General features: G+C 48.4%; 28 protein-coding genes. 14 read left to right on the forward strand and 14 right to left on the reverse strand.

What is annotated here, in order from left to right:
• Nucleotides 1-75: 75 nt before the first annotated feature.
• On the reverse strand, nucleotides 76-642 hold the full coding sequence (locus IEV98_RS05205) for a Crp/Fnr family transcriptional regulator (protein WP_188504827.1): 567 nt from the start codon (nucleotides 640-642) through the stop codon (nucleotides 76-78).
• A 224-nt stretch (nucleotides 643-866) separates the two neighbouring features.
• Between IEV98_RS05205 and IEV98_RS05210 the strand changes: the two genes are divergently transcribed.
• On the forward strand, nucleotides 867-2,396 hold the full coding sequence (locus IEV98_RS05210; protein ID WP_188504828.1) for a hypothetical protein: 1,530 nt from the start codon (nucleotides 867-869) through the stop codon (nucleotides 2,394-2,396).
• Nucleotides 2,397-2,453: 57 nt separating this feature from the next.
• Here IEV98_RS05210 and IEV98_RS05215 read toward each other — a convergent pair whose 3' ends face one another.
• Together IEV98_RS05215 and IEV98_RS05220 are read right to left on the reverse strand one after the other, a co-directional pair.
• Complete coding sequence (locus tag IEV98_RS05215) at nucleotides 2,454-4,532, reverse strand: hypothetical protein (protein WP_188504829.1); 2,079 nt, start codon at nucleotides 4,530-4,532, stop codon at nucleotides 2,454-2,456.
• Nucleotides 4,533-5,005: 473 nt separating this feature from the next.
• Nucleotides 5,006-5,266, reverse strand: a complete 261-nt coding sequence (locus IEV98_RS05220; protein ID WP_188504830.1) for a hypothetical protein — start codon at nucleotides 5,264-5,266, stop codon at nucleotides 5,006-5,008.
• A 94-nt stretch (nucleotides 5,267-5,360) separates the two neighbouring features.
• Here IEV98_RS05220 and IEV98_RS05225 point away from each other — a divergent pair, with 94 nt between their 5' ends.
• Nucleotides 5,361-6,302: an Rpn family recombination-promoting nuclease/putative transposase gene (locus IEV98_RS05225; protein WP_188504831.1), complete on the forward strand. Its 942-nt coding sequence runs from the start codon at nucleotides 5,361-5,363 to the stop codon at nucleotides 6,300-6,302.
• A gap of 157 nt (nucleotides 6,303-6,459) precedes the next feature.
• Here IEV98_RS05225 and IEV98_RS05230 read toward each other — a convergent pair whose 3' ends face one another.
• Together IEV98_RS05230 and IEV98_RS05235 are read right to left on the reverse strand one after the other, a co-directional pair.
• Entirely contained in the window at nucleotides 6,460-6,666 is a 207-nt protein-coding gene (locus IEV98_RS05230; protein WP_188504832.1) for a hypothetical protein, read from the reverse strand.
• A 28-nt stretch (nucleotides 6,667-6,694) separates the two neighbouring features.
• Nucleotides 6,695-6,949 (reverse strand): hypothetical protein, encoded by a 255-nt coding sequence (locus IEV98_RS05235; protein WP_188504833.1) that lies wholly within the window; start codon nucleotides 6,947-6,949, stop codon nucleotides 6,695-6,697.
• 397 nt (nucleotides 6,950-7,346) lie between these two features.
• Here IEV98_RS05235 and IEV98_RS05240 point away from each other — a divergent pair, with 397 nt between their 5' ends.
• Nucleotides 7,347-8,297 carry an RpnC/YadD family protein gene (locus IEV98_RS05240; protein WP_188504834.1) on the forward strand — a complete coding sequence of 317 codons (951 nt, stop codon included), beginning with the start codon at nucleotides 7,347-7,349 and terminating at the stop codon, nucleotides 8,295-8,297.
• 156 nt (nucleotides 8,298-8,453) lie between these two features.
• On the opposite strand, the gene IEV98_RS05245 is transcribed toward IEV98_RS05240, so the two are convergent.
• Nucleotides 8,454-8,687: a hypothetical protein gene (locus IEV98_RS05245; protein WP_188504835.1), complete on the reverse strand. Its 234-nt coding sequence runs from the start codon at nucleotides 8,685-8,687 to the stop codon at nucleotides 8,454-8,456.
• Between the two features lie 212 nt (nucleotides 8,688-8,899).
• Between IEV98_RS05245 and IEV98_RS05250 the strand changes: the two genes are divergently transcribed.
• Nucleotides 8,900-9,304: a PD-(D/E)XK nuclease family transposase gene (locus IEV98_RS05250; RefSeq protein WP_262892479.1), complete on the forward strand. Its 405-nt coding sequence runs from the start codon at nucleotides 8,900-8,902 to the stop codon at nucleotides 9,302-9,304.
• 117 nt (nucleotides 9,305-9,421) lie between these two features.
• Here the strand turns inward: IEV98_RS05250 and IEV98_RS05255 are convergent, their stop codons facing one another.
• Entirely contained in the window at nucleotides 9,422-10,300 is an 879-nt protein-coding gene (locus IEV98_RS05255) for a nuclear transport factor 2 family protein (protein ID WP_188504836.1), read from the reverse strand.
• A 368-nt stretch (nucleotides 10,301-10,668) separates the two neighbouring features.
• Here IEV98_RS05255 and IEV98_RS05260 point away from each other — a divergent pair, with 368 nt between their 5' ends.
• The 4 genes from IEV98_RS05260 (at nucleotide 10,669) to IEV98_RS05275 (ending at nucleotide 17,067) form a co-directional block, all read left to right on the forward strand.
• Entirely contained in the window at nucleotides 10,669-10,809 is a 141-nt protein-coding gene (locus tag IEV98_RS05260; protein ID WP_188504837.1) for a hypothetical protein, read from the forward strand.
• A 296-nt stretch (nucleotides 10,810-11,105) separates the two neighbouring features.
• Complete coding sequence (locus IEV98_RS05265; RefSeq protein ID WP_188504838.1) at nucleotides 11,106-14,333, forward strand: SusC/RagA family TonB-linked outer membrane protein; 3,228 nt, start codon at nucleotides 11,106-11,108, stop codon at nucleotides 14,331-14,333.
• Between the two features lie 18 nt (nucleotides 14,334-14,351).
• Nucleotides 14,352-15,701 carry a RagB/SusD family nutrient uptake outer membrane protein gene (locus tag IEV98_RS05270; RefSeq protein ID WP_188504839.1) on the forward strand — a complete coding sequence of 450 codons (1,350 nt, stop codon included), beginning with the start codon at nucleotides 14,352-14,354 and terminating at the stop codon, nucleotides 15,699-15,701.
• 1 nt (nucleotide 15,702) lies between these two features.
• Nucleotides 15,703-17,067 carry a TlpA family protein disulfide reductase gene (locus IEV98_RS05275; RefSeq protein ID WP_188504840.1) on the forward strand — a complete coding sequence of 455 codons (1,365 nt, stop codon included), beginning with the start codon at nucleotides 15,703-15,705 and terminating at the stop codon, nucleotides 17,065-17,067.
• 487 nt (nucleotides 17,068-17,554) lie between these two features.
• On the opposite strand, the gene IEV98_RS05280 is transcribed toward IEV98_RS05275, so the two are convergent.
• From IEV98_RS05280 to IEV98_RS05305, 6 genes are all read right to left on the reverse strand, one after another.
• The gene (locus IEV98_RS05280) at nucleotides 17,555-18,550 is read right to left on the reverse strand and encodes a helix-turn-helix domain-containing protein (RefSeq protein WP_188504841.1); all 996 of its coding nucleotides are present in this window, start codon (nucleotides 18,548-18,550) and stop codon (nucleotides 17,555-17,557) included.
• 210 nt (nucleotides 18,551-18,760) lie between these two features.
• Entirely contained in the window at nucleotides 18,761-19,297 is a 537-nt protein-coding gene (locus tag IEV98_RS05285; protein WP_188504842.1) for a cyclic nucleotide-binding domain-containing protein, read from the reverse strand.
• A gap of 22 nt (nucleotides 19,298-19,319) precedes the next feature.
• Nucleotides 19,320-20,033: a response regulator transcription factor gene (locus tag IEV98_RS05290; protein ID WP_188504843.1), complete on the reverse strand. Its 714-nt coding sequence runs from the start codon at nucleotides 20,031-20,033 to the stop codon at nucleotides 19,320-19,322.
• Complete coding sequence (locus IEV98_RS05295; RefSeq protein WP_188504844.1) at nucleotides 20,026-20,829, reverse strand: sensor histidine kinase; 804 nt, start codon at nucleotides 20,827-20,829, stop codon at nucleotides 20,026-20,028. The genes IEV98_RS05290 and IEV98_RS05295 overlap by 8 nt, the downstream gene beginning before the upstream one ends.
• Nucleotides 20,772-21,446, reverse strand: a complete 675-nt coding sequence (locus IEV98_RS05300) for a hypothetical protein (protein ID WP_188504845.1) — start codon at nucleotides 21,444-21,446, stop codon at nucleotides 20,772-20,774. Before IEV98_RS05300 ends, IEV98_RS05295 begins: the two co-directional genes overlap by 58 nt.
• On the reverse strand, nucleotides 21,443-22,009 hold the full coding sequence (locus IEV98_RS05305) for a hypothetical protein (RefSeq protein WP_188504846.1): 567 nt from the start codon (nucleotides 22,007-22,009) through the stop codon (nucleotides 21,443-21,445). Before IEV98_RS05305 ends, IEV98_RS05300 begins: the two co-directional genes overlap by 4 nt.
• A 538-nt stretch (nucleotides 22,010-22,547) precedes the next feature.
• Between IEV98_RS05305 and IEV98_RS05310 the strand changes: the two genes are divergently transcribed.
• Nucleotides 22,548-22,763: a hypothetical protein gene (locus tag IEV98_RS05310; protein ID WP_188504847.1), complete on the forward strand. Its 216-nt coding sequence runs from the start codon at nucleotides 22,548-22,550 to the stop codon at nucleotides 22,761-22,763.
• 129 nt (nucleotides 22,764-22,892) lie between these two features.
• Entirely contained in the window at nucleotides 22,893-23,189 is a 297-nt protein-coding gene (locus tag IEV98_RS05315) for a helix-turn-helix domain-containing protein (RefSeq protein ID WP_188504848.1), read from the forward strand.
• A 185-nt stretch (nucleotides 23,190-23,374) separates the two neighbouring features.
• On the opposite strand, the gene IEV98_RS05320 is transcribed toward IEV98_RS05315, so the two are convergent.
• Complete coding sequence (locus IEV98_RS05320; protein WP_188504849.1) at nucleotides 23,375-23,653, reverse strand: hypothetical protein; 279 nt, start codon at nucleotides 23,651-23,653, stop codon at nucleotides 23,375-23,377.
• A 29-nt stretch (nucleotides 23,654-23,682) separates the two neighbouring features.
• Between IEV98_RS05320 and IEV98_RS05325 the strand changes: the two genes are divergently transcribed.
• From IEV98_RS05325 to IEV98_RS05340, 4 genes are all read left to right on the forward strand, one after another.
• Nucleotides 23,683-24,357 (forward strand): DUF6266 family protein, encoded by a 675-nt coding sequence (locus tag IEV98_RS05325; RefSeq protein WP_188504850.1) that lies wholly within the window; start codon nucleotides 23,683-23,685, stop codon nucleotides 24,355-24,357.
• Nucleotides 24,358-24,430: 73 nt separating this feature from the next.
• On the forward strand, nucleotides 24,431-24,655 hold the full coding sequence (locus IEV98_RS05330; protein WP_188504851.1) for a hypothetical protein: 225 nt from the start codon (nucleotides 24,431-24,433) through the stop codon (nucleotides 24,653-24,655).
• On the forward strand, nucleotides 24,645-24,815 hold the full coding sequence (locus IEV98_RS05335; protein ID WP_188504852.1) for a hypothetical protein: 171 nt from the start codon (nucleotides 24,645-24,647) through the stop codon (nucleotides 24,813-24,815). The genes IEV98_RS05330 and IEV98_RS05335 overlap by 11 nt, the downstream gene beginning before the upstream one ends.
• A gap of 106 nt (nucleotides 24,816-24,921) precedes the next feature.
• Entirely contained in the window at nucleotides 24,922-25,155 is a 234-nt protein-coding gene (locus IEV98_RS05340; RefSeq protein WP_188504853.1) for a hypothetical protein, read from the forward strand.
• Nucleotides 25,156-25,175 lie beyond the last annotated feature (20 nt).

Consider the following 25,175-nt stretch of genomic DNA (forward strand, 5'->3'; position numbering starts at 1 on the left):
TTTGAATTCATGTCCGTGATAGTATGGCAAATTTCACGAGAATAGAATCGGGAAGCATTTACATAGGTAAAGATTTTACTTCTTTGCCCTTATTCGGCTCAATTGAGTTGGAGTAATGCCCAAATACGAAGCGATATGGTATTGGTTAATTAGGTTTTCTAAATTAGGATGTTCTATTTTGAAAATTTCATAGCGTTTGGTTGCCTCAAGGGTTACGAGTTCAATTTCACGTTTCTCCTTTATGGCAAATTTATATTCTGCTAGTATTCGAGCAAGACTTTCAAATTTTGGATAGTCTTTATAAAGCGCGGTGAGTTGTGTAAAGTCAGCAACAAATAGTGTACAGTCTGTCAAACATTGAATGTTGATTAAATTTCTCCGTTTAGTTGTTATTGAGGAATAAGCTGCAACGAAACTTGGGGGGGTAAAGAACGTTTTGTTATATTCACTTCCAGCATCATTACGAAAAAAGGCTCGTAAAACTCCATTTGAAACAAAAGCCAACCTTGTTGAAAACTCTCCTTCTTTGGCAAAATAATCCGATTTTTTTAACCGAATTTCAGCAAACAGTGAAGTAAAGCGCTTCATTTCACTTTCCGTAAAATGGATTAAGCTTTCGAGATATATTTCCAGTTCATTCATTTTTGATTAGATGCAAGTATACCCTTCAAATTTAACAAAAATGCTCATACAAGCGTGGATCGCCGGTACGTCTTGATACAAATCGCGTATTTTGAAAATCTTTAGCCTATGAAGATACCACCCCGATATTTTTTGAACTGATACGGAAATACAATGATTTTTTTTCATTTTTACAGCTGTCCGGCGTACGGACCCACATTAACCGTGATGATTAACTAGAACCAATGAAAATCCGCTACACCAACCTCGCCCTAATCCTGGTATTTACCTTTGGTTTGCGTACCGCCAAATCCCAGCTCTATACACCTGATGTGCAGGTGGTATCTGAATTGGTCAGTGCCAAGCAAGAGGAAATCAAGAAACGGGTGCTAAAAAACATCGTCGTCAAAAATATTAAGCCAACCAACTACACCACCTATAACACGATTTACAACCTGCTCGATATCATCACCACTGAAAAGAACAAAACCGTGATGACCAATTACCTGATTGCTGAAATCGCCGACTACGCCATCACCAATGCGCTTGCTAACCGTTTTCTCGATACGCTGAGGTCTCCTGGCATTGCTGCCGTTCAGCTTGAAGCGGGAAAGAACCTGTATGAACTGATGGCCACGGCGGTTGAACTCGATGAAACGAAAAAGCGGAGCGATCAGGACATACAGAAGGATATAACGTCGAAAAGGAAGCCGGAAAAGGTCGGAATGGTCGTTCGGGTACCGGACGATGTTATCGTGAACTTTGTGGTTGATACGCTGTGGAACAAGTTGAGCGAAACCGCGTTTTTCAGCGCTAAAGGCTTGTTCCAAAAGCGCCCCTTCGTTGGGCGGTTCAAAGGGGGCTACAAACTCGATTATTCCGAGTTGGATTCCATCACAAGCGCCGCGATTATCGAGAAGATGGACGCGTTTATCGCAGCGGTCGAGCAGAATACGGCATCCCTTGACTGGGTTGACCAGTTCCTTCACCACCCAAGTAAAAGCCTTGATAGCCTCGGTTCATTGGAGCGGGGTGATATCAAAAAACTGATGGAACTGTTTTCCGGCTCCTTGGATTTTTTCCGCAAGCAAATCGGTCGGAACAGTTTTATCGCCAAAATCGGCGACGTCATCTCTACCTATGTAATCATCGACCTTCCGAAAAACGAGACCGAGAAGCTGTACCAATTCCAGATTGATGTCGAATCCATTGTCCTCTCACTGGAAGACCAATTCGCCAATGCGGGTAGGAATGGTATCCAGCGTTGGTACGTCGGGTTTGTGCCGTTCTTCGATATCGGCATCAATTACGGTGTTAAAACCAACAATGCGGCTGCGACCGTTATGGGAATCGTTCCGCTAGCACCGCAGACCCCAGATTTTTCCCAGCTGGCTTATGTGTCCGAAAAATTCGGTTTCAAAATTATCCTGGCCGATTTCAAATACACCCATTCACACCGGCCCATGGAATGGTTCCGGTACCGAGGGAGTTACCGTCGGTGGAAGGCCCCGTCAAGCAACCCATTGGTCAGCAACCTCTATCTTTCGTTATACGGTTCGGGAATATTGTACAACGTAGTCAACCTCAAGTCCGAAAAGGCGTTCGATTACGCTATTGCCGGAGCCGGAGCTGGCGTTACCTTTTTCAATAGCCTTGGTTTCAACCTTTCCTACGCCATTCCCGTCTTTGATGGGAATCCGAAGGACCGGGGCATGATGGTGGCGGGGTTCGATATTCCGATTTTCGAATACCTCCAGGCATTGCGAACAAAATAGGCAGCCATTACGAGACAATCGTTCAGGTTCTTATAAAAGCAAAAGATACGCAAAGTCCTAAGGTTTGAAATCTGTGATACGTACCTTAATCGCTAAGCGGTCAATGATGTGTTCATCCTGATAAAGGTATACCCACAGCGGGAGGTCGTACGGATCGACTCCCCGCCTCGGAACAGAAAAATACAAGGATAGTGCACACATTTGCGGTATCGGGCCGCTATCACCGGTGATGTACATGAAGTCATTACCATCCCCAAAGCGGGCATTCACCGCAAAACCAGCCAAGCGCAGTTTTTCTTCCGCGTTGTCCGTCCGGGGTGCTACCGGGTTGAATAGGCATGAGCCGTCCAGCCGATCTTCTACACTGACCATTATTGGATAAGGAATACCGCCGGTAAACGATTGGCCTGCACCAGCTACATATTTGATTTTGTAGCTGGTTGTCTTGACCTCAACCTCGGTATGGATGGACTCATCATCTGCCGCACGTGCCCGTACGGTCGTATAGCCATATCCTGTTGTGTCGTTGGTCGTCTTAAAGGTAGAAGTTACCCCGCCATCCTGGCTGATGGTGGCTAGCTTATGCCCCTCGGTGATTGACCAAAAGACGTCCTGTGGTGCCGCTTCTGGATATACACGCGCGTTGAGCTTTAAATTCATCCGGCCATAAGGCAATGTAAAACGCATAGGTGTATCATCCTCAGCCGATATGACGATGCGCTCGGGATCCGGGGCCTGGATTTTTATGGGTACGTGCTGGCGGTATGCATTAAAGTCATCAATCCGCTCAAACTGAATATCCAAGCCGTGCACCTCGCGGTATTTGGCGCGGAAGTTCCCATTATAGCCAACCGTTAGCAACGCCATGCCCGGATTCGGCGCTTTGTCTATCATCACAAAGCGGTCCGTGGCGTCATCTAGGGTCAGATGCTCAGCGATCCATTGCGCAGACATAGGCGCCCATAGGTAGTCCTGATCCGGTGCTGTTTCGGGCAGCAGCGGCAACGCAAGTGCAGGTATATCTTCATAAAACGGGTATTCGGGTACTGCCGCCATGGCGGTATTGATGTATTCGGCTCCGACTACGGCCAAGTCGTAAGCGTCAAAAAACAACGGTAGCAATCGCGGGGCGCTGCCACTGTCCGTTGTTGGGCGGTCTACCATCGCGATGCTGCGGAACGTCACGGCGGCATAGAACGGAAATTCAAGCCCTGCTTTGAAAATGGGAAACGAAGCCGGATCGGTTGCTGCCGGCGGAGGCGGTAACTCCATCAGCTGGTTTGCCGAAAGAAACACCCGGTCGATGATCGGCTGGCTTCCCAGCACTTGCCGGAAATGATACCCCGCGAGTTGTCCGTATAGCCAACCGATATAAGTCACTATCGCTTTCTCTGGCGAGTTTGGCGGAGCCAACAGCGCATACCGCGCATAGGCATCCAGTTGGAAGCACGCTGCCGCATACCGAGTTGTTTCCGTAGCCAGTTGGGCGGTTCCATCCTGCACACCGGCATAGGGTACACCTTTAACTGACCCGACTTTAAGCAGATTGGATAGCGGATCCGGTAAACGCGCTTGGCTTTCAGGCGCCGATGCCTGCTGGATCAGCTTGAAGAAGCGGGCCAGCCGAAGCTTATCGGTTGGCGACAGCTGAGTCAAAAAGCGGTGTATCGCCTCATAGCCCACCGGTGGCTCCTGGGGCATGAACTCGCCGAGCTGGCCGGCAAGTGATTCGATCAACCCACTTACCGCTGCGTGGTGTTCATCAATACCTGTTAAGGGAGCGGATTCTTTCACCCGGATGTGGTATTCAAAGCTCAGGGCAGGTATCTTTAAGGTGACGATACCGGTGTCAATATCCGGCGGTATCGCTACAATCAAGGCCGTATCGCCACTGTTCAGCACGTGCACTGCAACGTCGCCCAGTGTTGCCCGAAATGACGTGCTATCCAGGTTTGCCGGGTAGGGAATCGTGGTTACACCGGCTTGCGTGCTCTCCGTATCCGGAACCACCTGTACAGGTGGCTCTTCCGGATCGGGTGGCTCGGGCGTGTTCGGATCTTTTTTCTGGCAGGAAGCTGCGAATAGGATGCCAAGGAGCAATGTTAAATACCTCAGTGTAGGAAATGAATAGTTCATGACGTTAAGTACGGGTAGTGTGTGGCAAAATTAGGGTCTTATGGACGAGGGTTAAATACCCAGTAGAAGGTATTTTTATAAATCCCATAACGATTCCGACAACGAAAAGCCATTCTTAATAAGCACTACTATACGAGGCTGCAGCAGGCGTAGCAGAAGTGTCCATTGACTTCGTCAAGAAAGAAATAGTCTGGACAAATAATGCCATTGCCGATTTGGATGATATCGGCGAATACATCGCAAAAGAATCCAGTCGCTATGCCGAATTAACCGTGTCAAAGCTATTTCCAGCTCCTGATATATTGGAAACCTAGTAGTACGAGAGTCGGGCGCAATGTGCAGCAGCCACGGTCTTTGACCCGCAAGTTTCGCTCGTATATTATTCTTTTCCTTTCTTTACCGGATACTTTTCAACATAGTCTTTCATCATTTCACCCGGCTCTTTGCCGACAGCTTTTTCGATAAGCAAAAACTCATAAGGGTTCTGGCGCACCGGTGTTGAAATAGCTGTCTTTCAACCGCTGCTCCGGGATTCCGGTCTTAGCCTGGATTTTTTCAAAGCCATTCTCGTCGTCTACAATAGCTATGTTTTCGCTTTCGAAATGGTCTTGCATGTATTTTCCGAAGTTCGTCCGGGGCTTTTTAGCCGCTGCAACTGAAGACACATTTATTAACTCAAAACTGCGGTGTGGATATACCGCATCTCGCACATTTTCAAGATTCTTTCTTTCCAAGCAGGGTAATTGTTTTTGCTAATTAAATTATCATTCGGTATATTTGTGAGCGCTGACACCATTACTTCACCGTTTATGAATAACCATCCGGACCATGGCCAACACCCTTAACGTACATGACACTTTCGTCAGGAGCCTGCTTGCCGATAAGCAAATGGCCATCGACTATTTCCGGTCTGCGTTGCCGGCACACATTGCCGATAAGCTGGATTTCAGCACCCTCAGTCCATTGCCCGGAACGTATGTTTCCAAAGAGCTGCAAACCGCCATCGCGGATGTGGTCTATACCTGCCAGCGCAAAGACCGCAGGGGGAGCATACACATCTCGCTGCTCCTGGAGCACAAGAGCGCACCGGACAAATATACGCCCGTGCAGATCGGCGGTTACCTGTTTTCCGGTTACCAGCAGCAAATCCAGCAGAAGCGTAAGCGATTATCCCCCATCATACCCGTCCTGTTTTACCATGGCGAACAACAGTGGGAGTATTGGACGCTGGACAGGCTATTCGACGGATTGGACGGGGAGCTGCTTGGATATCTGCCGAAGTTTGACTATATTTACACCAACTTGCGTGATACGCCCGACGAGGTTATCAAGGCGGTAGGCAACCGGTTTTTGGTATCCTCTTTGCTGATGCTTAAGCACGCTTTCGAGGAATTTTGGCTCAGCCAAAATTTCACTGGTGAGTTGGCGGTTGGTTTGGATGATGGGAGTGGCGAGCTGCAGCAGGCGTTTTTGATATATTACTTTAACAGAGCCAAATTCACGCCAGAACAATTGGTGAAAATGGTGAAGGATTTGCCGTTGACAATTAGAGATACTGTCATGAGTACGTATGATTTATTGATCGAAAAAGGGATCGAAAAAGGGATCGAAAAAGGAATTGAAAAAGGTGCCGAGTTAAAAAGCTATGAGGTTGTCCGCAATCTGTTGGCTACCGGAAAATTCACCGTGTCTGAAATTGCCAACTTTGCTACGGTAACGGAAGCGTTTGTAAAGAAAGTCCGCGCTGATTTGGGCAAAAAGAAAAAATAGCGGTCGCTTAATTTGCCATTATGATGATATTCGGCCATCCAGTAGGATGGCTTTTATTTTATTCCAGAATATGGCAGCAGTTCCTATTTCCCTCCTTTCGACTATCGATAAACTTATCAACGATCGCAATTTGTAACCCGCAAGTTTCGCTCGTATATTATTCTTTTCCTTTCTTTACCGGATACTTTTCAACATAGTCTTTCATCATTTCACCGGGCAGTTTTCCGACAGCTTTTTCGATAAGCAAAAACTCATAAGGTTCCGGCGCACCGGTGTTGAAATAGATGTCTTGCGGCCGCTGCTTCTCTATTCCTTCTGCTGGAATGGAAAATTTATGCTTGCACGTTTTGGGAAAGCTTATCATTATTCGAATAGTAGTACCCAAAAAATACCTATAAACCTTCATCTTTGTTTCCACCACTCTGATACCCAATTTTTTGCCGTTCTTTCGGAGCGGGTTCTTCCAATTTCTCTTGTAGTCGATCCACATATTGGAACAGCAGTTCTATGTTTTTATCTTGATTTTCCTGCTTTCTGCTTTGATGTGTGATATAGTTTTTAATTTGCTCGATTTCCAATTTAAGTTCAGTGTGAGCAGTCAGGTTCCTTCGTAAGTGAACGAAAATCTCAATTAGCTTGATGCTCATTTTTCGTGGCTAACTCGCTCTTTAATACGTTAGACAACATCAGTACGCCATGTTCGGTAAAAGCGTAAGGCATTGCGACAATGCTGCTGCACTTCCGATACATCACGCCACTCCTTGAAATAGCCTGATGGGATCAGTCCGTCTTCCAGCAGATCGATCAGCTTGGGGTCTTTGAAGAGATTTTTATAGACATCCGAGCCGTTCGCTTTGTGGAACTTGATGAGTTGCGCCTTTAGCTTGTCGGCCGATGGCAGGGGTTTGTCGAAGTTGAAGAAGTTGGGGAGGGTGAAGCCGCAGAAATAGTGGAAGAATTGAATGAGGCTTCCGTTTAACGGATAAAATAATTAGCAATTTATACTGGTTTATTTTACATTTGCCTTTACACCAACTATGAAGCATGGCTGAACCTAAAAAGGCAAATGGAAACACCAGGCAGGATGACCGGCTATGGAAAGCTGTATTGGAGCACGTATTCCCCTATTTCCTGAAATTCTTCTTTCCGAATGCGGCAGGAATATTTGATTTCAGCAAAGGTTTTGAATACTGGGATAAGGAATTAGATGAGCTTTTTCCCGAACATCGTCGGGGTGGCAGCAGGGGTGTACGTTATGTGGATAAATTGGTCAAGGTATTTCTCAAGGATGGCGGCGAGCAGTTCATATTATGCCACATCGAAGTGCAGTCACAGAAAGGCAGGAGGGATCTGGCCAAGCGCATGGCAGATTATTACATCAAGCTCAGGGAAAGGTACAAAGTACCCGTTACGGCCGTTGCCATACTTGGGGACGGTAATAAAAACTACCGGCCATCGGGATATGAGGAAGGGCTACTGGGCACCAGGCTCACCTATGAATTTACCAGTTACAAGATACTGGACCAGGATGAGGCTGCACTTCGGACTGACCCGAATCCGTTTGCCGTGGTGATACTAACGGCACTGCTGGCCATTAAGCAAAAGAATGCAGATGATGAATTACTGCGGAATATCAAGCGTGACTTGTACCACGAGATGAAGGGGCGGAAGATGCCAAAGTACGCTCGCGCCGGCATTTACGATTTCTTGAAATATTATGTATCCTTTGAAGATTCGAATCAATTCGCTATCTTTGAAAGTGAAACAGTACAGCTAGAAGGAAGGAGCACAGAAGCTATGGGAACAAAGGAATATTTATTGGATAGGGCTGAACGTCAAGGCATTGAAAAAGGTGCCGAAGTTAAAAGCTACGAATTTGTTAAGAACTTAATTCAGAATACAGCGTTTGATGATGCCAAGATCGCATCGTTAGCCGTAGTGCGCGAATCCTTCGTCAAGAAAGTCCGCGCTGATCTGGCCCAGAAAAAGAAATAGCGGCAGCTTAATTTGCCATTGTAATGATATCGAGCCATCCAGTAGGGTGGCTTTTACTTTATTCCAGAATATACAATAGTTCCTATTTCCCTCCTTTCGACTATCGATAAACTTATCAACGATCGCAATTTGTAACCCGCAAGTTTCGCTCGTATATTATTCTTTTCCTTTCTTTACCGGATACTTTTCAACATAGTCTTTCATCATTTCACCGGGCAGTTTTCCGACAGCTTTTTCGATAAGCAAAAACTCATAAGGTTCCGGCGCACCGGTGTTGAAATAGATGTCTTTCAACCGCTGCTCCGGGATTCCGGTCTTAGCTTGGATTTTTTCAAAGCTATTCTCATCGCCTACAATAACTGTGTTTTCGCTTTCGAAATGATCCTTCATGTATTGTCCGAAGTTCGTCCGGGGCTTTTTAGCCGCTGCAACTGACGACACATTTTTTAATTCAAAACTGCGGTGTGGATATACGGCATCTCGCACATTTTCAATAGCAACCTGAATTGCCGGCAAAATTAAGCTAAAATTTTTGTCTTTGCGTAAGACCAATCAAAGGAACCTAAAGTAGGGAAATTCATAGACCCTTTAACCGACTGGGGATCGGGCAGGAGCCCAACAAGGAGATTTTAAAAGAGTTCCTAAACGACCTTTTTCAGGGAGAGATGCATATCGTTGATCTCGAATATGCACCTAACGAACACGATGGCGATGAGGACAAACGCGTTGTTTTCGACCTACATTGCCGCGGCGATAACGGCGAGTATTTCATCGTCGAGATGCAGCGCATCAGGCAGGATTTCTTCAAAGATAGGGCACTGTATTACGTATCGCGGCTCATCCAGCGGTTGCTGAAAAAGGGCAAGGCATCCAATGATTACCAATTGCCGGAGGTTTACTTAATCGGTATTCTGGAGTTCAATATGGATGCCGTAAGCCTCAAAGTTATCCCCCACCCATCGGTCGCTCGCCGTTACCGTAGAAGTAGTGGAATAGTTTGTCTTTAGGCTAATCTTGAAGTCACAATTTGTGACCGCAAGTTTGGTTAGTATCTTGATTTTTCTTTTCTTATTCGTTTAAATTCATTAAAATCAGCTAATTAACCCAAATACTGGGGTACCGTTTTAACTATAATCCGTCAACTTAGAAATCTTGCCGGTTGGCAAAAACTCAAAAACAGACCTACCCGATAGTTGTACCCTATCGCCCTCTTTGATGCCATTTGGAAAATCCATCCCCGCTATTGCTTCATAGCTAACGGTGATTTCCGTAGTGTTAGATTTGTGAGTTATGGATAGGATTTTTTGTTGTCGTTCAGTAAAATAGGCAAGTGCCTCCACAGCCTGTTTCCTAAACTCGTCAATCCCTTCCAGATGCAAGGTTGACTGGTTGTTTTCGTAGTTGTCAAAAACTACCGAATCAGCCATATGATCCAACATATTGGGTACGTCGAATTCATTGTAAGCTTCTATGTATTGGTAGATTTTAGTAGTTCTTTCATTTAAAATTTCAGGGTAAGGGAGAGAAGCGCTTTCGTCTTCACCGATTGGTCCAAATATTTCTTTGAACGTCTCCAACACATCTAGTCCTAAACCTTCTATAAAACATATCAATTCGACGGCTAATAAGTCTTTGGCTTTATTATTTACAAGTCTGCTAATTTTATTTTCTGCCATCCCAATATTTTCTTCGACTTCACCTTGCTTAAGCATATGTTTTTTTAGAAACCTTATATCCTCTGACATATGCTGAAACCCTTCTAAAAAATTATTCTTTGGCCTATCGGGGAAAATGAAGTCAATTGCATTTACGAACTCTTTGTCTTCTAAATCGGCTAGTTTGATTGCTACGACAATGATTTTATAAAATTCTTCAGGTAAGGGCTTAGCTGTATCTTTGTTATTTAGGTCGTTCATTCTTGGGCTCTTTACATTTGCCAAGCTCCTAACTTTTTCTTTCGTCACCCCTAGTTTATTCAGATAGGCTCCTAATAATGTTGCCATATTAACTATTTTATGTGACTTTTGATTGAAATACTTTTAAAAGTCATATTAATATTCTATATTTGTTTCGTTGATATGCGAATTTGAATGAGGGAAGTACTCTCATTTACGATGTCACTCATGGATGAAAACCGCCAATATTTCCACATGAGTCGATGCGGAGTTCGCTTTCTATTGGATTTTGTATCTTCGCGATATATTCCAATAGGGCGAGCTCTTTGTAAGACTTTGTGGAACTTAAGTTTCGATTTAAGGGGCGCTTGGCGGTGCCACATCCAAAGCATAAGGGTTCGCTCTATTGGTTTTATGCCAATTTGCTTGCCTTTAAGCTTCTTGAGTGCACGTCGTAATCATAAACCAAAGCGATTATGAGAACGATATTTACCAAACAACCAAAGCACCTAGCCCGCAATTCACTAGCGGTAGGTATCGCACATTGCGATAACCTCCGCGTGCGTGCCAAACCTCTTCAATCCATTTCAAAAAACGTCATATCTGCGCCCGAGTAAGGCCTGCCAAAAACGCCGCGACCGTGGAAACGCATAGGGAAGAGGCAACTTAAGAAAGCCTACCCCGAAAGCACGGGCAAAAAAGCCCCGCTTCCCGGTTGCTACCGACCCCATGCCAACAGAAAACGCACATGTTTGCTACAGGTCAAGGGCAGCTTACTTTATCGGTTATTCGCAATTTCGATTAAAGGTAGCTTCTTTTCCCTTTACCTACAAATAAAACACTGACTTTTCAATCGGTTTGGCGGTCGGTTACTTAAAGCTTGAATTTGTAACTAACTTAAAACCAATACCGAATGAAGCAAAAAATACGCTTAATGGCCATGCTATGGCCAATACTAACGATCATGTGTTTGTATGCCCGCGCACAGCGCCCCGATTCTTCGGGGCCTGTGCTGTCGGGTGTTGTTGCCGATACCACAGGTCGCCCCATATCGGGGGCCACCGTGGCGGTAAAGGGCACGAACACCAAAACCATCACCGGCCGCGATGGCCGCTTCAACCTGCGTGCACCACAGCAAACCGGCACAGTCATCATCTCTTACGTCGGCCATGAGGCCATCCAAGAAAAATTTAATGAAGCAGACATCGGCCCTGGCCATTTCACGCTTGTACCCACCGAAAAAATGTTGGAAGAGGTGGATGTAAGCACCGGCTACCAGACCATCCCGAAAGAACGGGCTACGGGAAGTTTTGAGGTGGTCGACAACGCGCTGCTCAACCACAACACCGCCACCAACATTATCAACCGGTTAGACGGTATAACCACCGCCGTAAAATTTCCCTATGCCGGTTACGGCGCCATGATAAACCACGTCATGCGCCCGGAACCTACATTACGGGGAAAAAGCGGCCTGCACCATTCGGGCCAGGTGCTCATCGTGGTTGATAATTTTCCTTACGAAGGCGATATAAACAACATCAACCCAAATGACGTCGAGTCGGTTACCCTGCTTAAGGATGCCGCGGCAGCCTCCATCTGGGGAGCAAGGGCCGGAAACGGGGTGATACTGATCACAACCAAGAAGGTCCGCTATAACCAGCCGCTCCGGGTTTCCTTAAACAGTGCCATGACAATCGGTGAGCGGCCTGATTTATTTTATGTCCCTCAGATATCGCCGGAGGATCTTATAGCGGTCGAACGCGAGTTATATGACCAGGGATATTATCGATCCCGGTTAACGAATACCCGTACATTCCCCTCGGTCAGCCCGATGGTAGATCTATGGGATCAATTCGATCGCGGTCTTATCAGCGAAGAAGACCTAAACCAACAAAAGATGTTTTATAGCAAGCAGGACGTACGCAGGGACTACAGCCGGTATATCTATCGTCCCTCGGTTAACCAACAGCATTCGCTGGCCCTGAGCGGCGGTAATGAGAAAATCAAATACGGATTCAGTGCGGGATACGACAACAACCGGCTGCACGTGGTTACCGGATCCTTCGCTCGTCTCACCCTAAGGTCGGATGCAAGCTTCCGACCCATTGAAGACCTGGAAATCACCTCCGGAATATGGTATAGCCAGACCAACACCCGGGATATCGGCCCAGATACAGACATCCAATATGGGTATGATGCTCGGAAGCCCGTTCCCTACCTTCCATTTTTTGACGATGATGGAAACAAAATTTACCGCTCCCCGCGGATCAGGATGAGTGCGCTTCCGACCCTTGGCGATGGATTGTTGCAGGACTGGCGCACACATCCGCTTGACGTGGCAAATACGAGCAGTTATAGCATTAACGATGGAGATATACTGATTAATACGGGCCTTAACTATCAATTGCTACCGGGCATAAAAGCTTCCGCCAAATACCAATACGAGACAGGGCACAGACGCAGCACAAGGCTGTATGAACAGGAAAGCTATTTGGTGCGAGACTACATCAATAATTTTACCACGATTGAGAATGGTGTACCCAACTACGGGTTTCCACTCGGCGACTATTATTTGCCGCAAACCACCGATCTGACTGTGCATAACATCCGCGCCCAGGTAGATATCGATAAACGTATGGGTTTACACCAGCTTTTCGGTGTCGCAGCCGCAGAATTGCGCAGTTCCAATTTTTATACCGAATCTACACGGTACTTCGGATATGATCCACAACGGCGTACCACCGTCAATATCGATCCAATCCGGCCATTACCAACATTCTTCGGAGGCACCCAAAGATTACCTTATTCTTCCTCCATGGAAGATATCTATAACCGCTATACGGCCATCCTTGCAAACCTATCTTACGACTATAATGGCCGATATACCGTTTCGGCAAGCGCACGGAAGGACGCCAGTAATCTTTTTGGGGTAACCAGCAACAGACGGGGAAGCCCCTTTTGGTCAATCGGGGCTTCTTGGAAGGTGCATAACGAAGCATTTTTCAAATTAACCCCTTTTTCGGCACTCACGCTGCGTGCCACATACGGGTACAGCGGGAATACGTCGAACACCGTACCCGCTGTGCCGGTAATCTATTTGGCCGGGGCAGATTTCAATACCGGGCTCCCCTATGCAACGACCTCAAATCCGCCGAACCCATCCTTACGTTGGGAAAAAGTAGGACAGTTCAATGCGGGTTTGGATTTTGCACTGGCGGGCAATCGTATCTCGGGCAGTATCGAATACTACGACAAACGACCCAAAGATGTGATCGCGAGTGCACCTGTTGATCTTAGTTCGGGATTCCAGACACTTACGGTCAACAGTGCTGACCTGCATGTGACCGGTTGGGATGTCAACCTGCAAGCCGAGCATCTTAAAAGGGGTAAATTCAGCTGGAACGGTCACTACCTGTTCAGCTATAACCGGCAGCGGGTCACAAAATATCTTGAGCCTACACTCTATCCAATGCGGTTTGTCGGAAACATGTCCCTTAATCCCATCGAAGGAAAAGATGCATATTCGGTCGTTGTCTATCGATATGCTGGTCTTGATGCGGAAAACGGTGATCCCCAGGGTTATCTCGAAGGAGAGCTGAGCACCGACTATATCGGGTTAACTAACGCTCCGTTAGAAGATTACCAGTATCTCGGATCCTCCTCGCCCCGTTATTTCGGTTCGGTCAGGCAAACCGTCTTCTTTGGCCCTTTCAGCCTCGGCATCAATATTCAATATAAAGCGAGATACTATTTCATGCGGCAGAGTATCAACTACGGAGATCTGTTCGCCAATAACTACGGCCATGCCGACTTCTACAAGAGATGGCAACAGCCCGGCGACGAGCGTTACACGGCGGTGCCGTCAATGCGCTATCCCAACAACAACTATCGGAACGATTTCTATGCAAACTCTTCGGCCCTTGCCGAACGCGGTGACCATGTAAGGATCCAGGAAATTACCGCTGCTTATGAGTCAAGAATGGGCAGGAATGACCGTATTTCAACGCGCTTCTTTCTTACGGCCAGCAATCTGGGCATCGTTTGGAGGGCAAATAAGCATGGGTTGGATCCGGATCTATATGCCAATAGGCCCATGCCCATACCGTCCAATTACGCAGTCGGAATACAAATCACCTACTAACCCCTAATACTTTTTGTTATGAAAAGACTCAATATATTTTTTATCATCATTCCAATCCTTGCTGGATGTGAACATTTTCTTGACAAACCATCGAGTAGCAAACTCGTGATCCCGCAGACATTAAGAGACTGCGAAGCCCTGCTTAATGATTACAGCAAAATGAATGGCAACTACCCTTCAGCAGGTGAAGCCTCGGCAGACAATTACTATTTGACAACCGAAAATTGGCAGTATCTTAATTTGTCTGAACGCGAATTGTATATCTGGGGAGAAAATGCCTATCCCGCTTACACGGAATGGCTTTACCCATATCAAGTGGTTTACAATGCAAATCTGGTGTTGAAAACGGTCGACGAACTCAACCCTGAGAGCCATGAAGTGGATCGCTACAATCAAATACGTGGATCGGCTTTTTTTTTCCGGGCCTTCGCCTACTATGAATTGGTACAACTTTTTGCTCCGGCTTACCGTATCGAAGGAACGAACGAAGTCCCCTCGGTCCCTCTCCGGCTAACGGCTGATCTGGACGGGCCCGCTCCGCGGGTCGACTTGGAAACACTCTACAGGCAAATACTTTCTGATCTGGATAACGCCTCGGTGTCTTTGCCGATATCAACCCGTGTTCCTACCCAGCCAACCAGGGCGGCAGCATCTGCAATGCTTGCACGGGTGTATTTAACGATGGGACGTTATGCTGATGCTTCTGGAGCAGCAACGAAAGCACTGGATCTACAAGCGGAATTAATCGATTACAATGGCCTTGACCCACAGGCATACATCCCGTTTGTTCGATTCAACGAGGAGGTCATCTTTCACAGTACCTGTCAGTACAGCGGCTTGCTATCGCCATACGCTGCCTGGGTGGACAGTACATTGGTCGAAAGTTACGACAGCAACGACCTCCGGAAATCGCTGTTCTTTTCGGTTAACGGTGATGGTACTTACGCTTTCAGGGGCAGTTATGACGGTACGATGAATGGCACGCTATTTAATGGGCTGACGACCGCCGAACTTTATCTCATCCTGTCAGAATGCAAGGCGCGAAATGGGGACATTGAAGATGCTGTTGGGGATCTGGAATTATTGCTGCGGCACAGGTGGGTGAACTGCGATTACCGGCCTCCGGTAGGATTAGACCGAGAACAGCTATTGAGGTTGGTACTCCACGAACGTCGAAAAGAACTGGTTATGAGAGGCGCGCGCTGGTCCGATCTACGTCGCCTAAACCAATATGAGCAGTTGAAGTTCACACCGATCCGCAATATCAACAACTCCATATACGAGTTGCCTCCCGAAGATTATCGCTATACATTATTATTCCCCCTTGAAGTTATTCAAACCACATCCATTATTCAAAACAAACGGTAAAATGAAAAAAATTAACTTATCATTTGGTGTTTTCCTATTTGTCATGTTCACGTGGACCGATTCCCGCGCACAGTTCTTGGAGCAGCCACTATTCCAAAATTCGACTACGTCTGTCTCGGTGGGGGATCGGATACCTGATATTTCGCTCCCATACGTGTTGGACAATGGAATAGTTCACGAACAAGCCCTTCGAGATTTTGATGACCGCTTGCTTATCATAGACTTTTGGTCGACCTATTGTTCGGGATGTATCAAATCATTTCCAAAGTTGGATTCATTGCAACGTTTATTTGGTGACCGAATCCACGTCTTGCTCAGCACCTATCAAGATGAGGCGTTGGTAAGGCAATTCATGGAAAAAAATCCAATTGGCCAACGGATTAAACTACCTACCGTCATACAGGATACAACCTTGGGTGGACATTTTCCTCATCGGTCCATACCGCATATCGTTTGGATTAACAAAGGCGTCGTGACAGCTATTACAAGCACCGAATACATCAATAAAGAAAACGTCCAAATGATACTGGATGGCAAGCCCGTTAACTGGCCGGTAAAAAATGAGAAAAACGGCTATGATTATAACAAACCGCTATTGCAGTTGACCACCAATCGACAATTCACAGACAAAAAGCTGCAATATACAGCGCTGATGGGGTACCAGGATGGATTATCTGGAAAATTGGACATTTCGGTCGATTCGATCAGTGGCACCCGTAGAGGGTATATTATTAATCTACCCATAGTTAATGCTTATTTTTTGCTACAGATGAAGACTCTTGACATATTTGCCCTTCATCGACCCCATTTGTTCCTCACGCCAAACCAACTGGTTGTAGAGGGGCTCGATATCAACGACATTTGGTACGATCGGAAGGTTTCGGGCTACCAGGCCGCCTGGGAGCGCGAACATGACCTATCGCTTGAAGTCGTTTTGCAGGACACCAACCAATCTGAACAGGATATTTATCTGTTTATGATTGCTGAACTCAATCGCCTGCTGGGAATAACGGCTAGATTTGAAAGGCGAACTGTGGATTGCTGGATATTGCGTAAAATATCCGATACTGAAACAAGTCCCTCAAAGACCATCCTGAGCACCACTCCTGAAGATGCATTCAAATCTTTGGTTGGCCAAGGCAGCCCGGCAAGCGATATGGTTTACCGGATGAATTGCCAAACCGGAAATCCACCCGTCTTTGACGAGTCCGGGTATTTGGGGAAATTGGACTTAAATAATCCCGAATGGTCAGACATTAGCCGATTAAACATCAAGCTCAAAAAGCAGGGTCTTAAATTCGTCTCAGCAAAACGTAATGTCGATCTTTTTGTAATCCGGAAAACCGCCCGCGGTAACCGATTGTAGAATGTCGATAAACAAAAGGTTGGCCCGCGTTAGACTCAGGCCAACCTTTACCTACCCGGGGTAATAGCTATCTGCTATTGTTCTGGCTTCAGCCGCACATTCGCGCTGGGCGTTTGTGTGACGACGGCTACCAACATTTCGCTGATGAGCGGTGCTGTAATTGTAGGTTGTGTCGAACCGCTGGCATTTATAGCGCAAAGTTGCGACCCGGTGTTACAATCGGGATCACCGTCAACAGGGGAATAACTTCCCGGTGCTGTTGGATTGCCTGAATCGTAAGAAAACCATGGCATACCTAATACCTCCTTTCTTCTAAAATTTTTGAATCGGAGCCGCTATCTGAAGCTTCCTTTCCGCGCGGGTACTTCTCCGATTCAATACAACCAAGGTAACGGCTATTTCGCCCTCATCCGATAGTCGAAACGAACACGCACCGGATAATTTGTATGCTAAATGTTCGTTTTAAACTGATTCGGGCAGGAAGCCGTCAGGCGTGCCGCCTCCGGAACACGGAAGGGCTCATGCCGACCTGTTTCTTAAACAGTCTAATAAAGCTATCGGTATATTCGTAGCCGACTTTGGCTGCGATTTCGGCAATTGTGAGGTTGGTTGTTTGCAAAAGTTCCTTCCCCGCTTCCACCCGTAGCGTTTGGATATGCCCGCGTATGGTGATACCGTAGCTTTCCTGGAAAATACGGCGCATATGGGTATCGCTGATTTGAAATTGTTGCATAAGCGCTTCGGCGGAAATCTGGTCCGCTTCATGGTAGTGCTCTTGAAGGTAGGCCGCTACCCGTCTCGATAGGCCTTCGTTCTTTTCCGCAGCCGACAACCGTTGCTCAGCAAGTTGCGTAGCGTAGCGGGTAACCAACCGTGCCAGGTAAACTTTGAGCGCCCCGTCCAATTCGGTGCCGCGCTTGGGGCAGCTTTTTATCTGCGCAAAGGTGCGCCAAATGGTACCATCGAGCTTGCAAGCGGGCAATGCAAAGGGTTCATTGGGCAGTAATTTCCACCGGTCGGCCAGTCCGGCTAGCTCGGCGTAATGCCGTGTGAGCCAAATGAGGTAGCCATAAGGCAGGCTGAAGCCGAAAAGTGTATGATGTGGTTTGCCCAATGTCAACCTGTATTTGCCTTTTGGCAGGTAAATCGCCACATAATTCCCATGGGAGAGGCTATGGCGCCCGCCGTTCGGCGTACGATAATGAAATACTCCGTTTAGGGCATACAGGAAAAACACCCGGCTTTCGTTGACGGTAAGCGTGATGGGCGTACGGTCTCGGCATCGGCATCGGTACAACGATAGCTCAAATTGCCATCCGCTCACGCCTTGGCAAAGGATACGGCTATCGGTACCCCGGTCTGCCAGTAGGCTGATATCGCCGAAAGGGATGCGGTGTTCGCAGTCCTTTGGAAGCATATCGAGCGGCTGGAACATCGCCTTCGGTGCGTTTTGCAATTGTATGGTAATGGTTTGCATCATCATTCGAAAACCGGTGCCCCGTAGGGCTACCGGCAGTAAAGCATGTTGAAAAATCTGGTTGGCGCGGTGACCGCGGTTAAACCATTGTATTAATTTTTCATAAGGGCCAAGATACGTGCAATCACTGCGGGTGAACCGCCGAAATGCGAAGTGCTCACGTTGGAAATCGAAACAGTTGGCTTCGAAAATAGGTGGTTTGTCGGTAGGGCATGCTTACAGATTGCCGCTCAGGTAGCCCGGGCTGACGTGGATAAACTGGGCAAGATCTTTTTTTGCAATCCGGCTGGCCATGCCCGGAAAGGCTGCCCGGAATGCGGCTGCCCGGTCTTTCTTCAGTCCGTGGAGCAGTGCGATGCGTATTTCCAACAGATTCATCCACTCTGCGAACAGCAGGGCGAATAAGGTAGCCAATAGGGGATCTGCTTGCGTGAGCTGCCGCAGGTCGTCAGCCGGGATTTTCAAGAGCACGGAATCTTCCAGCGCCTCGAAATCCTGCTGCTGGCCTGGCCACGTAATGAAACACGGCGTGCCTTTGTCCAGAAACCGTTCGATAACGGGCGCGCCATTGAAGAGGTATTCCTGTTTAAGCAAGCCCTCGGCAACAAAAAAGAAGTCCCCGCAAAGATAGGGGAGCGAACGCCCCTTGCGGCGTGTAACCTGCACGGTGGTAGCTGATAATGCCTGCCACGCAACCGGGGTGATGCCCAGTGTGATGAGCTTTCGGTGTAAGATGGTTAAATGTGTCTGCATGTGTCTGTAATTGGTTAGTTTATTATTCGTTCTTGGTCGTTTTTAATCGGTTTACGGTCTCCCGGAGCTCATCAGGCATGCTATTGGGCATGAGCCCATGCCAGAAAGCCTGGGCCACCATGGCCTTGGCATAGGTAACCCCGAAAAACCGGCAAAGGTGGCTGATGTAATTTTTTACGGTCCGTTCGCTGAGGTACACCGCTTCACCGATCTGCGCAGTAGTAAGGTCTGTAGCGCACAAGAACATGATCTGCTGCAGGGTGCCTGTTATTTTACACGGATCATCCAGCACCAAGCGTTGCGCGGCATCCAAAAAAGCGTCGTCTGGAATAAACGCATTGAAGTGGTAACCCGATTCGTACACATCAAACAAGGCCGACTTGAGCGACTGGGCTCCCAATCCTTTTTCGATGAAGGCGCGTGCGCCGCAGCCGATAAGCCGTTGTATGGTTTCCGCATGTGGATAGTCTGAGTAACCGATTACCCGTATTTGGGGATAGGCTTCGCGCAACCAACACGTACACTCAAATCCATTATCGTTCACGCCAAGCTGGATATCCATAAGCACAATATCTGGCGGGGGCGAGCAAGAGGCAATGCGGTCTTGTAGTGCTTGCGTGCTAGCGGCATGAAACACCGCTTTGGCTCCGGTGATGTGCTTTAGCTTGTGCTGCAATGCGGTGTAGAAAAGTTCCTTATCATCAACCAGGGCAACGCGTATGTCTCTTCTAGGCATATTTTGGTAGATTAATGGTGACTGTCGTACCCTTTCCAGGCGAAGCTTCCACGACAGCGGTGCCCTCGGAAAGGATGGATCGGAAACGGATGTTGTTTAGCCCCATCCCGTTGGTATGCTCGGGTTGGAACCCACACCCATCGTCGCTAACCGTCAGGACAACGTTTTGCCCCTGCCCGCTGAGCGATACCTTCAGGTGAGAAGCGCCCGCATGCTTCTGTACATTCTGCACGGATTCGAGGAAGATGTAATAAAGGTGTTCCGTGTTTTTATGCGTCAGGCTTCCTTCGTGATACTTGTTTACCGCCAGCTCGACGGTCAGATTGCTGGTTTTCCGTACGCGTTCGATTTCTTTTTGGATGGCTTTCACCAACCCAAACATCTTGAAGTTGTGCCCGGCGTAGTTGTGGGATGTATTGCGGATCTCCTCCCTGATCAGTTTGATGTCCTCGCAGAGCTTGGCGGCGACCTCCGGATTGAATTCTTCGGGGTACTCCCTGATGAGGTGTAACTCCGTACTGAGCAGCGTCACATAATGGCCCACCCCATCATGCAGCTGGCGGCCGATGCGTTCGGTTTCTTCCCGGGCGGCGTCAAGCGCTGCCCGTAGCTGGTCATTTTCGGCCTGCATTCGCATCCGCTCCGCCTGGGCATCATAGTGCTTGCGTTGCTCATGCTGCCGGACGGTAAAAAAGGCGAGCATCGATGGCACAGCCACCATGAGGAGCAACAGTACGATCAGGAATTGATGGCCAAGCTGTGCTGCTTGTGCCGCAAGTAAAACGCATAACTCCATAGTCCGTACAATAAACTGATTAAAATAACATAGATGACCGTGTGCAGCGAAGCACCCCAGATGGTCGTGTCGGTAACCGCCAGCAGCCGGATATACTGGTTAGCGATACTTTGCCCAAAGAAAAAGCAGCAGGTGCCATAAATCCACCAAAACTCAGGCGTGGCCTTCACGTTGCGGTATTCCTTGGCTCGCAGCTGCAGGATAAAGTAGTAAAAGCAGCCTGCACTAATGCTCATATTGATGAAAAGCCGGGTATGCTGTAGGTATACGTATAGGCCCCCGTTGGCCCATGCTTCGGCACCGTAGGCTACTGCGCATGCCCACCACCAGGTGTATAGCCATACCCGTTGGATGGTAATCAATTGGCCAATGCCCGAAAATGTCAACCGGCCAACGAACACCGCGATGGCTGGCATGACTAGATTGTATACCCATTGGTTAGCCGGATGGCCCAGCACCCAAGTCCAATACAGGGCTGTGAGCTCACCCAGCAGCACGATACCCAGGTACCAGCGCAACATACCCCACGCACTGCCCCGTTCGTGGCGGAGGAAAACCAGTGAGGCCATGAGGCAAGCCGCTTCAATGCAGGTATAATAGGTAAAGAGGCTGTTCATGGAAGAGGCGGTTCGATCAGGTCGGCGCCGGGGCAATTCGGCGGGCACATCGCGGCATCGTTTTCGATCGGTGCGGCAATCCTTAGTTCGATGCTTTCTTGCCCATACGCGTAGTCGGCATAATAGTCTTGGTGGAATACCATCCCATTGGTGTCCGCTGCTTCGCGTGTGGGTACCATAAGCAGGGTATGGTGCCCCCATTGGTCTCGCGGCGGGACGTAGGCCTCACCACTATCCGGATAATGATCGTTATAAGTGGCCAGGTAAAAACGGATGCCGTCCCCACCATCGGTCCGGATTCGGTCTAGGAGGGCCTCAAGTTGCTCCGCGCTAAACCATAGCGCGCGTGTGTTTGAAGAGGTGTCGCCCTGCGCATTGACGACGTACCCTGCATGCGGGGCATAGTTGGCCACCAGCTGCTTAGCCGTTGCGACAGGCACGATCACCGAGTCCGGGGTGATTGGCGATACCGAAGTCAGGGCATCTTCCCCGACGTTACCCGAGCAGGCAGCTGAAATAAACAAAATGGTCGCCATTGCTGGCTGCAATTTTCTTAAATTCATAACGGTTATTTTTAGTGTCTGACTGATGCCGATAAAGTTGGTCATTTTTATTTAAAGGGGGCGATGCCCTATCGGGTATATTTTCGGTGCGTTTCATGTGGGTGTATGCGGTGGAAGGAAATGCGAAAAACGGTCGATTAGGAGCAGATACCGTGCTTTCTTGGCATTCCCAGGGGCTTCTTCAGGTGCATGGGGGGCGGTACAATCCGAGATCAGCTGCTGCCTCGTTGGCCGTGGATTCTGCGTAAAATCCCAGCTAAGTAAAAAAAGGCCGCCCCGTGCGGCATTTATGCCCAAACCTACCAAAAAGCTCCATGTTATACCCAAAGTGCCCTTTTACTCCTTGTGGTATAACTGGTTTAGGGCTATATTTGACGCCAAGCATCGTGCAGTATGCTGCTTATGCAGGGCTTGTGCACTGTGTAACGCGTGTAAAGCACATGCAAAGTAATAGTAAAGCATTGTTGAAAAATCGATTACCACTGCCTGTGGAACGCATCACCATAGCGTGGTAAGGGTCGGCGGCTGCATAAACAGTATGTCACCTATGATCATCAAACGCATTTGTATCCGTACCAACGAAGCGGCAGCCCTGTTGGGTGTCGACAAAAAACAAGGCGAGCGCAAGCTGCGCCTTATCAAAGCAGCACTAGGCAAAGAAAACCGGCACTACATAACCTTCCGCGAATTTGCCGAATATACCGGCATCCCGCTAGCGGAGGTGTTGGAAGCATGTGTTCCGTCGACGCGATGAGTCAGTTTGCAAAGTGTCGCTACGCCAACCATTCCCAGAAATTATTGCGGTGAATCGCTAAAGTGTCGCGAAGTAAAATCTATTAATGCTTAACGTGTTTCTTTTTTCAATTCAAAAATGGAGGTTTTTATGCAATCGAACCCTTATCTCTCGTACCCAAAAAAGGAAAATGCCGTGGTGGACGCGGTGCTTCCGTTGCTCAACCTGCTCGCCGAGCTGCTCAAACGGCTGCTTGCCGGCTTGGGCAACCCGGCCCATCAGCACGGGCTGTTGCTGCCCGAAGAAGTCACCATGATGCTGCGCATCAGCATCCGCACGCTGCGGCGCTACAACGAACAGGGCATTTTGCGGCCGCTCAAGATCGGCGGCATGCGCTACTACCTGATGAGTGACATCATCGAATCGGGTAGTAGCGGTACAAGCTGATCGCATCCTTAATGATAGAAGCCTGCCGGACCGTAGGGGTGGCAGGCTTTTTTTTACCTGATGCCTACCAAATGCTTACCTTCTGCTTAGTCTTCACTTACTACTGGCTTACCCTTTCCTTACCTCCGCCTTACCAGTTGCTTACCTATTCCTTACCTATTCTTTACCTATTCTTTACCTCGGGCTTACCAATTCCTTACCAAATCTTTACCAAAGGGGTAGGGGAAAGGTAGCGAATGGGTAAACGAAGGGTAGGGAAGGTATAGCGGGATACTTATTAGGTGATACAGATCTGGTCGCAAGCAGCCATTCCCGGCCACCTCTGGCCAGCCGCGGCCAATGGTTGCCACCAGGTTTTTTCCACGCTTTTCCCACCCGATGTTTGCTTCCGGAAACGGCACTGTACCGGTACGAAAACGGAGTAACGAACGCCAGCTGCCCACGCCGGTTCCGGCAGCAGGCACAGTATTGAAAATATTAATTAATAAGTATTATGGGAAGTTTTAACAGGGGAATCCACGGCGGATTCTCGGGAAAAGTAGGAAACGTGGTAGGCGCCCACTGGCGCGGCATCGATTACATGCGCAGCCTGCCACGGGTAAACAAGGGCAGGCCGGTCACCGAAGAGCAGCTGATGCACCGCGTACGGTTCGCCGCAGCGGTGGTGTTTGCCAAGCCGATCAGCTACGTATTCAACGTTGGCTATGGGAAGGAGGCCAAGCAAAAGCTCACGGGCTACAACCTGGCCGTGCGGCAGATCTACAAGGAGGCCATTATTGGCGAGCACCCCGACGTGTCGGTAGACCCGGCGCTGGTGCGCATCAGCGCGGGCGACCTGGTGCGGCCGTTCAACCCTTCGGCGGAGGCATTGCCGGGGCAGGTGCTGCGCGTGTCGTGGATAGACAACACGAAACCACGCACCAAATCGGATCACAGCGACCAGGCCATCGTGGTGGCGTACAACGCCGCCAAGGCGGAGTACCAGTATGATATCGGTAGTGCCAAGCGCCTCGACGAGGAGCTGCTGCTGGAGTTGCCGGATTATTTCGCCGGTGATGAAGTGCACGTGTACCTGGGGATGGTGAGCAAGACGGGTGGCATTGCGTGCAACAGCCTCTACCTGGGCACAGTAGTAGTGGCTGAGGACGAACCCGAACCGGGGCCATAACCGGAGGTTGGATTCAATGCCGCGGGGCGGGGAAGGCCCTGCGGCTTTTTGTTCAATCAATAACAGTTGAAAAATGCAAAACGAAAAAAACACAGTCGAGCTTCCCGAAGCGGAAAAGCCGACATTATACGACAGGATCAAAGAAACCTTGGCCATGGCCAGCCAGTTTATTATCGCTGCACCATTGAAGCTGCCGCCTAAAGTGGTGACCGTCGCCAAGTATGTGGCGCTGGCGCTCGGCGTACTGGAAGCCGTGGAAAGTGCTGCAAAGAAAGGGGACGACGGCGATGAAGACTAACCATCAGCTCGGCATAGGCACCACCGGCGGTGCGCTCCTGGGTATCATCGGTCAACTGGGCATGCACGATATCATAAAAACCGCCCTACTTGCCGCAATAGGCGCCGCGGTGAGTTTTAGTGTGACGCTACTGTTGCAGCGGTGGCGCAGGCGGAGGTAATGTTCAAAGCGGGTGCGCTAGCATCCGCTTTGATTGCTAAAACTTTCTGCTCCCAATTTTCGCAGAACTTAAAGATTGCGTATATTTGGCCTAAACTGGCGCAAATATGGAACGAATCACTATAGAATTGAGAAGCAAAAGTAAACGTGAGATGTTGCTGAAAATCCTTGATGCAGTCGGGATCCCTTATTCTAGTGCACAAAATCCAAGCCCTAGTGGGGATAAATGGTTTCTTGAGTCAGGTAATGTCGAATTGCTTGATAAAGGAATTGCAGATGTCGAGGCCGGCAGGGTAACTCGGATTAAAGACGTCAACAATATATGGGAAAGTATTTTGTAGACATCTCTAAAGAAGCTAAA

This window comes from Parapedobacter pyrenivorans (assembly GCF_014636865.1).
Taxonomy (GTDB): Bacteria; Bacteroidota; Bacteroidia; order Sphingobacteriales; family Sphingobacteriaceae; genus Parapedobacter; species Parapedobacter pyrenivorans.